7 protein-coding genes are annotated in these 15,021 nt (G+C 74.3%); 4 read left to right on the top strand and 3 right to left on the bottom strand.

Annotation, left to right across the window (positions count from 1 at the left end; all coding sequences use genetic code 11):
• Positions 1-42 precede the first annotated feature (42 nt).
• Positions 43-807 (bottom strand): tyrosine-protein phosphatase, encoded by a 765-nt coding sequence (locus ACFVS6_RS33320; protein WP_389709853.1) that lies wholly within the window; start codon positions 805-807, stop codon positions 43-45.
• 138 nt (positions 808-945) lie between these two features.
• A complete protein-coding gene (locus ACFVS6_RS33315; protein ID WP_389709851.1) occupies positions 946-1,266 on the bottom strand; it encodes a hypothetical protein in 321 nt (106 codons plus the stop codon).
• Positions 1,267-1,465: 199 nt separating this feature from the next.
• Between ACFVS6_RS33315 and ACFVS6_RS33310 the strand changes: the two genes are divergently transcribed.
• Entirely contained in the window at positions 1,466-5,434 is a 3,969-nt protein-coding gene (locus ACFVS6_RS33310; RefSeq protein WP_389709850.1) for a BTAD domain-containing putative transcriptional regulator, read from the top strand.
• Between the two features lie 76 nt (positions 5,435-5,510).
• Here ACFVS6_RS33310 and ACFVS6_RS33305 read toward each other — a convergent pair whose 3' ends face one another.
• Positions 5,511-5,687 carry a hypothetical protein gene (locus tag ACFVS6_RS33305; RefSeq protein ID WP_389709848.1) on the bottom strand — a complete coding sequence of 59 codons (177 nt, stop codon included), beginning with the start codon at positions 5,685-5,687 and terminating at the stop codon, positions 5,511-5,513.
• A 278-nt stretch (positions 5,688-5,965) separates the two neighbouring features.
• Between ACFVS6_RS33305 and ACFVS6_RS33300 the strand changes: the two genes are divergently transcribed.
• The 3 genes from ACFVS6_RS33300 to ACFVS6_RS33290 all read left to right on the top strand — a co-directional run bounded on the left by ACFVS6_RS33300 (position 5,966) and on the right by ACFVS6_RS33290 (position 14,940).
• Positions 5,966-7,414, top strand: coding sequence for a helix-turn-helix domain-containing protein (locus ACFVS6_RS33300; RefSeq protein ID WP_389709846.1), 1,449 nt, complete (start codon positions 5,966-5,968; stop codon positions 7,412-7,414).
• Positions 7,415-7,723: 309 nt separating this feature from the next.
• Positions 7,724-14,152, top strand: coding sequence for an amino acid adenylation domain-containing protein (locus tag ACFVS6_RS33295; protein ID WP_389709844.1), 6,429 nt, complete (start codon positions 7,724-7,726; stop codon positions 14,150-14,152).
• Entirely contained in the window at positions 14,149-14,940 is a 792-nt protein-coding gene (locus ACFVS6_RS33290) for a thioesterase II family protein (RefSeq protein WP_389709842.1), read from the top strand. Before ACFVS6_RS33295 ends, ACFVS6_RS33290 begins: the two co-directional genes overlap by 4 nt.
• Positions 14,941-15,021 lie beyond the last annotated feature (81 nt).

Below are 15,021 nucleotides of genomic sequence, written 5' to 3'. Positions count from 1 at the left end.
CCCGGGCGGCCGGGGCCCTGCCTTCGAGGCGGTCGCCGGTCCTCAGTTCGTCGGGAGGGGCGTCAGCAGGCGCTCGCGCAGGCGGGCGATGGTGGCCGGGGTGATGCCGACGGGGCCGGTGAGGTACGCGGAGGGGGAGCCGTGGCGGGCCTTCAGGTCGGCGAGGACCAGGGCCATGACGGTGGCCGGGGCCCGCCCGTACGAGGGCCAGCGCAGGGTGCGTCCGGGGTGGGCGGCCCGCCAGTCGGCGACGAGGCGCTCGGTGGCCAGCTCGGTGAGCGCGAAGTCGGCGAGGATCTCCTCCTCCGGGACGTCGAGGAGGGTCAGCACCAGCGCGGCGATGAGCCCCGTGCGGTCCTTGCCGGAGGCGCAGTGGAACACGGTGGGGCCGGGGCCGTCGGCGATGAGCTCGATGGCCTCCCGGATCTCGACGACCCCGTCCTCGGCCACCTCCGCGAACCGGTCGGCGAGGTAGCGCCAGGGGTCCGTGTCCGGGTCGATCTCGGCCTGGTCGTAGGGCCTGTGCTCGATGCTGTGGTTGGCGTACGTGAACAGGTGCGCCTGCGGTACCCGACCGCGGCGCTCGATCTCCCAGGGGTAGCGCAGGTCGATGACGGTCCGCACGCCCAGCCCGAGGAACCGCTCCCAGTCGTCGCCTTCGAGCTTGGCGAGGTTGTCGGACCGGTACAGCACCCCCCGCACGACGGTACGGCCGTCCGCCGAGCGATAGCCGCCCAGGTCACGGAGGTTGTGCAGGCGGTCGAACGCGACGTGGCGGGACGGCACGGTGTCGTGCGGACGGGACAACCGGGGCTCCTGGGTGTGGTGCGGTACGCGGCGCGGCGCCGGGGCTTCGGCGGTGGCCGGTGGTGCTCGGTGCGTTGCTTCGGTGGTGCTTCGGTGTCGCCCAGGATGCCGGCCGGCGCCGACGGGCCGCCTGTCGGGTCAGCGGTAGTACCGCCGGCAGGCACGCAGCATGCCCTCGGCGGAGAGGGTGAACACGTCGACGAACTCGCTCTGTTGGGGGGAGAGGCAGCCCATCACGACCACGCAGTCCCCGTCGGCGACGATCCGGTCGATGTGGTGGCGGACCCCGTCGGGGCGCGGACACTCAAGGTCGGTGCCGAGGGTGCCGGCGTGCAGGAGCGAGCCGTAGCCGTCGAGGTCGCCCGCGTCCAAGTAGTCGTAGGCGAGCCGCACGTGGTCGACCCCGGAGTCGGTGATGACGCGGCTGGGCGGCACCCGCCCGGCGTGCCGACTGGTCATGGTCAGTCCTTTCGTACGGCCGCACCCCCTCCGGGTGCCGACGGCTCCACGTTCCTCCAGGTCCGCAACTCGGGGCTATCCCTTGCCTATCACGCTTCATCACCACGCAATCTCCACACCATGGACAACCGGAGAGGTGTTCGGAGAGACTGACCCCGCGCTCCACCCGTTCACTGGCGTGCCTCCAGCTGGGAGTCTCATGACCGTTTCGCCCGGCGGGGTTCCGCACACCCCGGACACGGTGGTGTTCCGCATCCTCGGACCGTTACAGGTGACCGGCCTCGGCGGGCCGGTCAGGATTCCACCGGGGCGGCAGGAGGTCATTCTGGCCGCCCTGCTGCTTGAGGCGAACCGGGTCGTCAGCACCGACTACCTGGTCGATCTGATCTGGGACGACGAGCCGCCGGACACCGCGCGGACGCAGGTGCAGATCTGCGTGTCGCGGCTGCGCAAGCTGTTCTCCGCGGCTCGGATCGCCGCCGCCATCACCACCCGGCCGCCGGGCTACGCCCTCAAGACGGAGGGCGAGCTCGTCGACGCGGCGATCTTCGCCCGCCGGGTCGCGGAAGCGCGGGCCCTCGGCAAGCGGGGGGAGCCCGCCGGGGCCGTGGAGCTGCTGCTCGCGGCGGCCGACCTGTGGCAGGGCGACTGCCTGAGCGGGGTGTCGAGCGAGACGCTGCGCAGCAAGGCCCTCCAGTTGGACGAGGAGCGGCTGACGGCCGCCGAGACCCGGATCGACCTCGAACTCGACCTGGGCCGCCACCACCAACTCGTCGGCGAGATCCAATTGTTGGTGCGGGTCCACCCGCTGCGGGAGCGGCTGCGCGGGCAGCTGATGCTGGCCCTGTACCGCTCGGGCCGGCAGGCCGAGGCGCTGGAGAGCTACCGCGTCGGGCGCGAGCTCCTGGTGGAGGAACTCGGTCTGGAGCCCGGCGGCGAACTGCGACAACTGGAGCGGGCCATCCTCTCGGGCGCCGTCCCGCCCGCCGCCTTCGCGGGGACGAGCCCCGGGAGGACCACCGGCCCGGACGGCACCGACGGCACCGAGGACGCCCGTCGGGCGTCGGGCGGTCCGGTCGGCACGGGCTCACCCGGCGGGTCGGGAAGCCGTGGCGGGGCGGACGGCTCCGGGGCACCGCGCTTCCCGGACCGCCCGGCAGCGTCGACCCCGGGTGGTGACGGCCTGCGGACGCCGGGCAACGGGGACCCGGCGGGCGTACGGCCGGGCGCGGACGCGCCCCGCGACGGAACCTCCCGGCTCCCGGCCCTGCCCGGCCGGGCCGGCGGGTCCGGCGGGGCCGACGCCCTCGGCGGCGCGTTGGTCGGCGCGCTCCTCGCGGGTCCCGCGGAACCCCTCGGCGGTGGCCGGACCCCGGCGGGCGGTGCGACGGGGGCGGCCCGGCCGGGCGGCCCGGCCGGCGGCGACGGGTACCGGGAGGGCGGGACCTTCACCGGTGGCGCACCCGCGCCCGGAACGGACGTCGGGTGGCGGGCCCCCGGAGGCGCGGGCACGGAGCCGGGCGCCCCGGGCGCGGGCGGCGCCGCGGCGGGTACGCCCACCGACCACCGGGGCGTTCCCGCCGGTCAGGACGCGTTCACGGGCGACGGAGGAGCGGAGCTCGCAACCGCCGCCCTGTTCCGGGACGCCCTCGCGGGACCGGGCGGAGCGGGAGGGGCGCCCGCCGACGGTCGGACGGCCGACGGGTTCGGCCCGGGCGGGGGAACGGGCGCGGCCCGAGCGGTGGCCGGCGCCCCGGCCGGGCCCTGGGGGGTCGCCCCCGGCGCGGGCGGCGCTCCCGGCGGCGGCGCGGAGAGACCCGGCGGGGCGTACGGCGGCGGCCCCGCGCAGTCGGGCCCGTACCGTGAGGAGACGCCCCGCCAACTCCCCGCGGACACATCCGACTTCGTCGGCGACGAGGATCAGATCCGGCACATCGAGGGGGCACTGCTCGGGGACGGCACCCGGCGTGCCGTGGGACTCGCCGTGATCGTCGGCAAGCCGGGCACGGGCAAGTCGACCCTGGCCACCCACATCGCGCACCGGCTCGGCGACGCCGCCTTCCCCGGCGGCCAGTTGTACTGCGACCTGCGCGGCACCGGCACCCCGGCGACCTCCGGCGAGGTCCTGGGCCGGTTCCTGCGCGCGCTCGGGATCCCCGGACCGGTGATCCCCGAATCGCAGGACGAGCGCGCCGAGATGTACCGGACGCTGCTCGCCTCCCGACGGGTCCTGGTGGTGCTCGACGACGCCGGGTCGGAGAGTCAGATCCGGCCGCTGCTGCCGGGGAGCAACAGCTGCGCCGTCCTGGTGACCAGCCGGGTCCGGCTCACGGGGCTGCCCGGGGCGCACCGGGTGGAGCTCGACGTGATGGACACCGTTCGGGCCGTGGAGCTGCTGGTCCGGGTGATCGGGGCGGAGCGGGTCGCCCGCGAGGGGGTCGCCGTCGAGGCGTTGATCCGCACGGTGGGCGGGCTGCCGCTCGCGCTGCGGATCGTCGCGGCCCGCCTGGCGGCGCGCCCGCACTGGACGATCGCGTCGATGGTGCACCGCCTGGCGAACGAACGGCACCGTCTGGACGAGCTGACCCACGGCGAGATGACGATGCGGGCGAGTCTCTCCCTCACCCACGACGGGCTCGCCTCCGAGGACCGCCGGCTGTTTCGGCTGCTGAGCCTCGCGAAGGGCCCCACGCTGCCGGGCTGGCTGGCGGGGCCGCTGCTGGACGATCCGCGGCCCTTCGCCTCCGACCTGCTGGAGCCGCTGGTCGACGTGCAGATGTTGGACGTCGTCGGCATGGAGTCCACGGGCGGGTTCCGCTACCGCTTCCACGAGATCATCCGGGTCTTCGCCCGGGAACAGCTCGCCGCGCACCACGAGCCGGCCGACCAGCGGGCGGCGACGGGTCGGATGCTCGGCGGCTGGATGTCCCTGGCCGAACAGGCCCACCGGCGCATCTACGGCGGGGACTTCACCGTCCTGCACGGCGACGCGCCGCGCTGGGAACCGCCGCGGGGCTGCGTGGAGGAGCTGCTCGTCGATCCGCTGGAGTGGCTCGACAGCGAACACGCCAACCTGGTGCAGGCGGTGGAGCACGCCGCCGGGGAGGGGATGGACGAGCTGTGCTGGGACCTGGCGACGACGCTGGCCACCCTGTTCGAGGGACGCGGCTACTTCGACGACTGGGAACGCACGCACCAACTCGCCCTGGAATGCGTACGGTCGACCGGGAACACCCGGGGTACGGCGGCGTTGCTCAGCTCGCTCGGGGTGCTCCACCTCGGGCGCAGTCAGGCCGGGGAGTCGCGGGCCGCCCTGACGGAGGCGCTCGGACTGTTCGAGGAGTTGGGCGACCGGCAGGGGCTGGCGCTGTGCCACCGCGACCTGGCGCTGCTGGAGCGCATGCGGGGGAACGAGGACCACGCGCTGACCCTGTACGACCGGGCGTTGCGGGATTTCGACCGGGCCGGTGACGTGGTGGGTCGGGCCATCGTCCTCACGCAGAGCGCGCACATCTGGATGCGGCGCGGGCAGACGTCGGCAGCGCAGAGCCGTCTCGACGAAGCACTCGGCATCTACCGGTCGGTGGGGTACACCGGTGGTCAGGCGCGGACCCTGCGGCGGGCGGGGCAGCTGCTCCAGGGGCAGGGCGAGCACGAGCGGGCGGTGCTGACCTTCACCGAGGTGCTGGAACTGTGCCGCGACAGCGGGGACGTCATCGGCGAGGGGCACCTGCTGCGGGACCTGGGACACGCGCACGCCGAGATGGGCCGGTGCGAGGCGGCGCGCGGGTTCTACGCGCAGGCGCTTTCGGTGCGGGAGCAGATCATGGACCAGGGCGGGGCGGCGCTGGTGCGCCTGGACCTGGCCCGGCTGCTCGCCGCGAGCGGGGGTGCCGGGGAGCGGTCGCGGTCCCGGGAGCTGTTGGAGAGTGCCGTACGGGCGTTCCGCGACAGGCGGATGGAGCCCGAACTGGCGGAGGCCGAGCGGATGCTGGGCGTCACGCCGGGGACGGGTGTGGCGCCGGCGGCGGGTGGAGGCGCGGTCGTGGCCGCTCCCGGATCGGTGGGCGCCGCTCCCGGGGTCCTGTCCGGAGCGCTTCCCGCGGCACCGGGGGCCGCGGTGGCCGTGGTGCGTGCGCCGGCGGCGGGTTCCGCGGCCGGGGTCTGACCGTACGCCGGATCCCGCGGCGTGCGGGGCCTGCTCGTCCCGACGTCCTCGTGCGGGGCGCCGGGCGGGTTCGGGGTCAGTCCCACGGGTTGGTGTTGGTGGAGGCGCCGGCGGCCGGGACGGCCTGCGGGCCGGCGCCGAGGGTGGTGGCCGAGCCCGCGCCGTCGGCGTGGGCGGCCTGGGTGCCGAGGACGGCCGCCCCGGCGATGGCGACGGTGACGAAAGCGGCGCGGAGGGTGCGGGAGACGGTCATGTCGGGTCCTTTCGTCGGTGCGCTCCGGGGGCTTCCGGGGCGCTTCCTTCTTTCTGGACACCAACGTAGGAACGGCCGGAATCCCCGGACCGGCCGTGCTCCTATCCCCGCGCTATCACGGGCCGCTCGTGTTTGCCCGGAGTGGCGATAGGGCCGGCGGGGCGGGCGCTGTTCGTCGGGTGATGCCGACGGGATAGCGCCCTGCTGAGGATGGGGAACAGGAACCGGGCCGTCACCCCTGGCCCCGCCGTTCTCCCTCACCGTCCCCGGGAGCGCCCATGAACACGGATACGAACAAGGACACGAGCACGGACCGGCATCACGACGCCCCCACGGGTCCCGCCGCGCAGGAAACCTCTCGGGTGGGAGCCCTGATACGGGCCCACAGGCTGCGGATAGGTCTCACCCAGCGGGAGTTGGCCGACCTGTCGACGATCAGCGTGCGGGCCATCCGCGACCTGGAGCAGGGCAAGGCCAGACGGCCCCGGCCCGACACCGTGCGACTGATGGCCGACGCCTTACGGCTGGGTCAGCGGGCGCGGGCCGCGCTGGAGGCCGCCGCCCAGCAGGGACGTGGCGGCGGGGCGTGCTGGGCGCAGCCCCCGGCGCCGCCGACCGCGTTGCACGCGATGCCCGGACGTGACGCCGAAACCGCTCTGCTGGTGCGGGAGTTGACATCGGGCGCCGAACGGCTGACGCATCTGGTGGGGCTCGGCGGGGTGGGCAAGACGCGGGTGGCGCTGGAGGTCGCCGAACGGGTGCACGACGCCGGGATGCCGGTTCTCTGGTACGGGTTCCCGGGCGCGTCGGCGGACTATCTGGCGCACGGCGAGGGCGAGTTGTCGGACCGGGTGGCGGGGGCCGTCGCCGAGTTGTGCGCCACGGCTGCGGTGGACGCCCCGCTCGTCGAGGGACCGCAGGGACCGATCCTGCCGGGGGTCGGCGCGGCCGGCTTCGGAGTGGCCGCGCTCGCCGAACTCGTGGGCGAGCAGAGGGTTCTGCTCGTCCTGGACGGGGCGCCGGCGACGGGCCCGCGGTGCGACCGGCTGACCGGGCTGCTGCGGGCCTGCCCGGGGCTGCGGCTGCTGGTCACCTCGGAGCAGCCGTGGGAGGTGCCCGGTGAGCGGATCTTCCTGCTCGCTCCGCTGGAGGTGCCGGCGGAGGGTGCGGTGGATGCCGGGTCCCCCGCGGTGCGGGTGTTCCTGGACCACGTACGGCGGGTGCGGCCCGAGTTCACCCCCGGGCCCGTCGACATGGAGCAGGTCGCCTGGTTGTGCCGGCGGCTCGACGGGCACCCGGGGGCCCTCGCCTCGGCGGCCTCCTGGCTGGTGGTGTGCGATCTGACGACCCTGTGCCACGGCCTGGACGCCGATCCCGTGGCGCTCCTCGACCACCTCGGCGGGGGCGCGGGCGCGGACCGCTTCCGGGTGGCCCTGCGGAGCCGGTTGGACCGGCTGTCGGCCGGGGCCCGGGAACTGCTGGACGCCCTCTGCGCGCAGGGGCCCGACGTCGGGCCGGGTCGGGACGGGGCCGAGTTCGACCTGCCCGGCATCACCGCGCTGACCGGCCGCGGTCTGCCCGAGTCGGGCCGGATGCTGCGGGAACTGCTGATCGCGGGCGCCGTGCGGGCCGCGCACGAGAGCGGCGGCTCCCGGTTCAGGGTGCTGGGCCTGGTCCGGGCCTCGGTGCGCTCCGGATCCCGGGTGGCGGCAGCGGTCGGGCCCTGAGCCCGGTACGGCGGCCCGAACCCGGATTCCCGTGGGTGGCGGCCCCCGCCGTGAGCGCCGGCAGCGCGATGACCACCGACGCGGAGCACCGCGTCGGGCCCCGCGGGCCGGCTGATCGACCCGTCACCGCTCGGGTCGGCCCGCCGCGGTGGCCGCCCCCGGTCCGTCCTGCCGCTCAACTGCTGCCGGAGTGCCGGAGCAACTGCCGCCCCCGGCGCCCACCGCCGGTTGGATGAAGTACGGCCGGACCACCGCCGCGGGCGACCGGCCTCCCGCACCACCCACCACCCCCTCGCGAGGAGCATCCGCATGTCCCCCACCGCGTCCGAACGCAGCAGCGCGCACGGGCCGGCCGCTGTGCGGCTGCCCCTGTCGGCGGCGCAGCGCGACATCTGGATGGCCCACGGGCTCGACGCCTCGGGCTGCCGCTACAACATCGGGGAGTACCGGGAACTGGTCGGGCCGCTGGACGCGGAGCTGCTGGCCCGCGCCTGGCAGCAACTGGCCCGCGAGGCGGACGTCCTGCGCATCAGGGGCACCGGTTCGGACGAGGACGGCGGGCTGTGGCAGTCGCTGCACCCCGAACCGCACGATCGTCGGCTGGAGTTCCTCGACTTCGGTGGCGCCGCGGATCCCGTGGGCGCGGCCGGGGCCTGGATGACCGAGGAGCTGGCCCGGCCCTTCGACCTGGCCGGCGACTGGCTGACCCGGCACGCCCTGCTCAAGGCGGGGACGACCGGGGGCGGCGAGGACCGGTGGTTCTACTTCCACGCCTTCCACCACCTGGTGGTCGACGGCATGGGTGTGGCGCTGCTGGACCGGCGGCTGGTCGAGCTCTACGAGCGGGGGGCCGCGGGTGAGCCCTGGGGGCCGAGCCCGTTCGGGACGCTGGCGGACGTGCTGGAGGAGGACGCCGCCCACCGCGCCTCGCCGGAGGCGGCCGCGGACCGCGCCCACTGGGCGGGGCACCTCGCGGAGCTGCCGCAGACCCCGCGCCTCGGGGAGGGCCGCTCGGGCCGTACGGCGCCGGGCGCGCTGCCCTTCGTACGGCGGACCGTGCTGCTGTCGCCGGACCGGGCGGAGCGGCTGCGGCAGGTGGCCCGGGCTCACCGGGCGCCGTGGACGATGCTGGTGATCGCGCTGGTCGGGGCGTACGTGCACCGGGTCTCGGGGAGCCCGGAGCCGGTGCTGGGGCTCCCGGTGACCGGCCGGCGCACCGATCTGGCGCGGCGCACGCCGGCCATGCTGTCGAACGTCATCCCGTTGCGGGTGCCCGTACGGGCGGGCGGGACACCGGGCGAGCTGCTGGCGACGGTGGTCACCGAGGCGCGGCAGGGGCTGGCGCGGCAGCGCACCCGGTACGAGGACATGTGCCGCGACCTGGGGCTGGGCGAGACGGACCGGCGGATCACGGCGCCGCTGGTGAACATCATGGCGTTCACCCCGGGGATGCGGTTCTGCGGTCTGCCGACGACGCAGCACAACCTGAGCAACGGCCCGGTCGAGGACCTGGCGGTGGGGGTGTACGACCTCGGGCCGGAGGGCGGACTGCGGATCGACTTCGACGCGGCGCCCGAGGTGTGCGACCTGGAGGCGGTGGCGGGGCACCAGGACCGGTTCCTGCGTTTCGTGGAGTCGGTGCTCGCCGAGCCCGGGCGTCCGCTGGCCGAGGTCGAGTTGCTGGGTGCGGTGGAGCGGCGGCGGGTGCTGGAGGAGTGGACGGGGATCCGGGCGGAGACCGGCGAGGCCACCCTGACGGACCGTTTCGAGGAGCAGGCCCGGTTGCGGCCCGATGCCCGCGCGGTCGTCTTCGGCGGCCAGGAACTCTCCTACGGCGAGCTCAACACCCGAGCCAACCGCCTCGCCCACCACCTGATCTCCCGAGGACTCGGCCGGGGCGACCTCGCCGGCATCCTCCTCGACCGCGGCACCGACCTCGCCGTCACCCTCCTCGCCGTCACCAAGACCGGAGCCGGCTACGCACTCCTCGACCCCGAATTCCCCGACGAACGCCTCACCCGCACCGCCCACGACGCCGACCTGCGCCTCCTGGTCACCGACACCGGCCACCACGCACGACTCACCGGCCCCTGGCAGGTGGTGCGGGTGGACGCCGACGGGGCTGCGATCTCGGCGGCGGGGGTGGGGAATCCCGGCGTGGGGTTGTCGTGGGAGGACGTGGCGTGCGTGATGTTCACGTCCGGGTCGACGGGCCGGCCCAAGGGCATCCTGTCCTCGCACCGCAACCTGGTCTCCACCCTCACCGCCCAGACCTACGCGAGCTTCGGCCCCGACGAGACCTTCCTCCAGTGCTCCCCCGTCTCCTGGGACGCCTTCAGCCTCGAATTCTGGGGAGCACTGCTCCACGGCGGAACCACCGTCCTCCAACCCGGACAACGCCCCGAACCGGCGGTGCTGTCGAAGTTGGCCCAGGAGTACGGGGTGACGATGCTCCAGTTGTCGTCGAGCCTGTTCAACTACCTGACCGACGAACACCCGGAGACCTTCGCCACCACCCGGATCGTCTACACCGGCGGCGAACCCGCCTCCCCCGCCCACGTCCACCGCCTCCACCAACTCCACCCCCACCTCACCATCACCAACGGCTACGGCCCCGCCGAATCCATGGGCTTCACCACCACCCACACCGTCGAACCCACCCCCGACGTCCAAGGCCCCCTGCCCATCGGCCGACCCCTCACCAACAAACACGCCTACGTACTGGACGCGAGGCTGCGGCCCTCCCCTCCCGGGACCACCGGCGAGCTGTACCTCTCCGGTGACGGCATCGCCCACGGATACCTCGCCCAACCCACCACCACAGCCACCCACTTCATCCCCAACCCCTACGGACCCCCCGGCAGCCGCCTCTACCGCACCGGCGACCAGGCCCACTGGGACACCCACGGCAACCTCCACTACACCGGCCGCACCGACACCCAGATCAAAATCCGCGGCTTCCGCATCGAACCCACCGAAATCGAAACCACCCTCACCACCCACCCCCACATCACCCAAGCCACCCTGGTCCACTCCGACGGGCAGCTGACCGCCTACGTGACGGCGGTTCCGGGGAGCCCGGCGCCGGCGCCGGAGGGGTTGCGCGCCTGGTTGCGGGAGCGACTGCCCGAGCACATGGTCCCCGCCCGGTTCGTGCTCCTGGACCGGCTGCCGCTGACCCGCAACGGGAAGATCGACAAGGCCGCACTGCCGGATGTCGCACCCGCCCCGACCGAAGGGGGCCGCGGGCCGCGGAACGGTACCGAGGAACTGGTGCGGGGCCTCGTCGGCGAGGTGCTGGGGATCCGTGCCCCCCTGTCCATGGACGACGACTTCTTCGAGCTCGGCGGCCACTCGCTGCTCGCAGCCCGCCTCACCCACCGCCTCGGCAGCACCCTGGGCGTCACCCTCACCCTCCGCGACGTCTTCCAGCACCCCACCCCCGCCGCGCTGACGCGGCGCATCGAGGCGGTCTCGTCCCGACCCGCACTGCCCCCGCTCGCCGCCCACGGCCCGCGCCCCGAGCGGCTCCCGTTGTCCTTCGCCCAGCAGCGTCTGTGGCTCGTCGACGGGGCGGCGGGGAGCGACGGGAGGAGCGCCGCCTACAACGTCCCGATGGCGGTCCGGCTGGAGGGCGAGCCGGACGTCGCCGCGCTGCGGGCCGCCTTCGAGGACCTCGCCGCCCGGCACGAGCCGCTGCGCACCCGCTTCGCCACAGCGGACGGGGACCCGTACCAGGTCGTCGACCCGGACCCCCGTCACTCCTTCGTGTCGCGCACGGTCCCCGCCGACGCGCTCGACTCCGAGCTCCTGGACGCCGCACGGCACACCTTCGACCTGGCCGCCGAACACCCCCTGCGCGTGAGCTTGTTGAACAGCGGACCGGGCCGGTACACGCTGCTGATCCTGCTGCACCACATCGCCACCGACGGCCGTTCCCTGCTGCCCCTGTTCGAGGACCTGTCCCTGGCCTACGCCGCTCGCCTGGCCGGACGGGCGCCCGACTGGGCGCCGCTGCCGGCCGGGTACGCCGACTTCGCGCTCTGGCAGCGCACGGCACTGACGGGCCCGGACGGCGGGGCGGCGCTGGACGCCCAGATCGCCCACTGGCGGACGGCGCTGGCGGGGCTCCCCGAGGAGTTGGGGCTGCTCCACGACCGGCCGCGTCCGCCGGTGGCCGGACAGCGCGGCGGGGTCGTGCGGGTCGACTTCGGCGCCGAGTCGTACCGGGGGGTCGTGGAGCTGGCGCGGGCCGAGCGGTGCACGCCGTTCATGGTGGTGCAGGCCGCGCTGGCGGCGACGCTGACCCGGCTCGGGGCGGGCACGGACGTACCGCTCGGCGCTCCGGTCGCGGGCCGGCCGCAGGAGTCGCTGGATCCGCTGGTCGGGTTCTTCGTCAACACCCTGGTGCTACGGACCGACACCTCCGGGAACCCGGCCTTCCGGGAGCTGCTGGCCCGGGTGCGCGCCGCGGACCTGGATGCGTTCGCCCATCAGGAGGCCCCGTTCGACCTGGTCCTGGAGGCGGTGAACCCGGCGCGCTCGGCGGCCAGGCATCCACTGTTCCAGGTGTGCCTGGCCGTCGAGTCGGGTCCCCGGGCCGCACCGGAGTTCCCCGGCCTGCGGGCCGGGGCGGCCGAGCCGCTGGCGACGGGGGCGGTCAAGTTCGACCTGGAGTTCCTGCTGCACGCCGAGGAGGAGTCGGGGCTGACGGGCGCGGTGCTCTACAGCTCCGACCTGTACGACCACGCCACGGTGGAACGGATGGCGGGCATGCTGCGGCGCACGCTGGAACAGGTGGCCCGGGAGCCGCGGGTGCGGCTGTCGGAGCTGGAGCTGCTGGGTGCGGTGGAGCGGCGGCGCGTGCTGGAGGAGTGGAGCGGGGTCCGCGGCGGGTCCGGGGAGGCCCGGGGGCCCGGCACCTTGACGGACCGTTTCGAGGAGCAGGCCCGGTTGCGGCCCGATGCCCGCGCGGTCGTCTTCGGCGGCCAGGAACTCTCCTACGGCGAGCTCAACACCCGGGCCAACCGCCTCGCCCACCACCTGATCTCCCGAGGACTCGGCCGGGGCGACCTCGCCGGCATCCTCCTCGACCGCGGCACCGACCTCGCCGTCACCCTCCTCGCCGTCACCAAGACCGGGGCCGGCTACGCACTCCTCGACCCCGAATTCCCCGACGAACGCCTCACCCGCACCGCCCACGACGCCCACATCCGGCTCCTCGTCACCAACACCGGCCACCACGCACGACTCACCGGCCCCTGGCAGGTGGTACGGGTGGACGCCGAGGCGGATCCGATCGCCGACCGGGATCCGGCCGACCCCGGGGTCGCGCTGACCGCGGACGACGTGGCGTGCGTGATGTTCACGTCCGGGTCGACGGGCCGGCCCAAGGGCATCCTGTCCTCGCACCGCAACCTGGTCTCCACCCTCACCGCCCAGACCTACGCGAGCTTCGGCCCCGACGAGACCTTCCTCCAGTGCTCCCCCGTCTCCTGGGACGCCTTCAGCCTCGAATTCTGGGGAGCACTGCTCCACGGCGGAACCACCGTCCTCCAACCCGGACAACGCCCCGAACCCGCGCTGATCGCGGCCCTCACCCAGCAGCACCGCGTCACGATGCTCCAGCTGTCCTCCAGCCTGTTCAACTACCTCACCGACGAACACCCGGAGACCTTCACCACCACCCGGATCGTCTACACCGGCGGCGAACCCGCCTCCCCCGCCCACGTCCACCGCCTCCACCAACTCCACCCCCACCTCACCATCACCAACGGCTACGGCCCCGCCGAATCCATGGGCTTCACCACCACCCACACCGTCGAACCCACCCCCGACGTCCAAGGCCCCCTGCCCATCGGCCGCCCCCTCACCAACAAACACGCCTACGTGCTCGACGCCCACCTGGTCCCCGTACCCGCCGGAACCACCGGCGAGCTGTACCTCTCCGGTGACGGCATCGCCCACGGATACCTCGCCCAACCCACCACCACAGCGACCCACTTCATCCCCAACCCCTACGGACCCCCCGGCAGCCGCCTCTACCGCACCGGCGACCAGGCCCACTGGGACACCCACGGCAACCTCCACTACACCGGCCGCACCGACACCCAGATCAAAATCCGCGGCTTCCGCATCGAACCCACCGAAATCGAAACCACCCTCACCACCCACCCCCACATCACCCAAGCCACCCTCGCCACGCACCCGGACCACCACAACACCCCGCAGTTGACGGCCTACCTGGTCACCACCGAGCCCGCGCCGGCCCCGCAGGACGTCCGCCTCTGGCTGCGGACCCTGCTGCCCGACCACATGGTCCCGGCGTTCGTGGTCGTGCTCGACCGGCTGCCGCTGACGCCCAACGGCAAGATCGACCGGAGCGCCCTGCCGTCGCCCCGCGCGGAGACCACGCCCGGCGGGCGGGAACCGCGCACCCCCCTGGAGGAGACCGTGCGCACCTCCTTCAGCGAGGCCCTGGGCACGCCCTCGCCGCTGTCGATCGACGACGACTTCTTCGACCACGGCGGCCACTCGCTGCTCGCCGCCCGCCTCACCCACCGTCTGGGCGCCGCGCTCGGCGTCACCCTCACCCTCCGCGACGTCTTCCAGCACCCCACCCCCGCCACGCTCTCCCAGCACATCGGGACCCGGCTGCTGACCGCGCCTCCCGCACCCCGGCGCGCCAGGCCCGCCCTGCGCCGCCGCACCCCCGACCAGGAACGGAGTTCCTCATGAGCCACGACCAGCAGCCGGCCTTCCGACCGGCACCCGACGACGTCGTCTGGGACCTGCCGGGCGAAGGCCCGCAACGCACCTCACTGCTGGTGCTGCCGCACGCCGGCGGCAACGCCCACGCGTACGCGCAGTGGCGCGACCACCTCCCCCCGGACGTGCGGCTCCTGATCGGCCAGTACCCGGGCCGCGGCGCCCGCTTCGCGGAGGACCTGCCCCGGGACATCGACGACCTGGCCGGCCCGGTGGTCGCGTCCCTGCCCGCCGGGGTCACCGACGACCTGGTGGTGCTGGGGCACAGCATGGGCTCGCTCGTCGCGTTCGAGGTCGTACGCAGCCTCCAGGCGGCGGGCCGTACGCCGCGGGCCCTGGTGGTGTCGGCCTGCCGGGCTCCGTTCCTCGCCAACCCGTGCGCCGTCCACCCCGAACTGCTGGACGACGACGCCCTGGTGGCAGCGATCAAGGAGCGCGGGGGCACCGACGACGGCATCCTCGACGAGCCGGAACTCCGCGAGATCATCCTGCCCTCGATCCGGGCCGACTTCGCCATCGACGACGTCTACCGGTGCGAGGAGTCCGCGGCGCGCGTGGCGTGCCCGGTGACGGTGATCGGCGGGGACGTCGACCCCGTCGCTCCCGCCGCGTCCCTGGACCGGTGGGCGCGGATCACCGAGCAGGGGTTCTCCTCCCACGTGCTGCCGGGCGGCCACTTCTACTTCCAGGAGCGGCTCCCCGAGTTCTTCGCCGTGCTGGCCCCCGTGGTCGGCGGACACGCCCCGGCGACCGCCTGACCCCCGACCGGCCCCGGCACCCCGCCCGCGGCGCCGGTCATCCCGTACACCCCTCGTTGCTCCCATCCCGCTCCCATCCCT

It is taken from the genome of Streptomyces sp. NPDC057939, from assembly GCF_042887545.1.
Taxonomy (GTDB): Bacteria; Actinomycetota; Actinomycetes; order Streptomycetales; family Streptomycetaceae; genus Streptomyces.
Note: the sequence above shows the minus strand (reverse complement) of the source record. Positions and strands in the feature narration are given on the sequence as shown.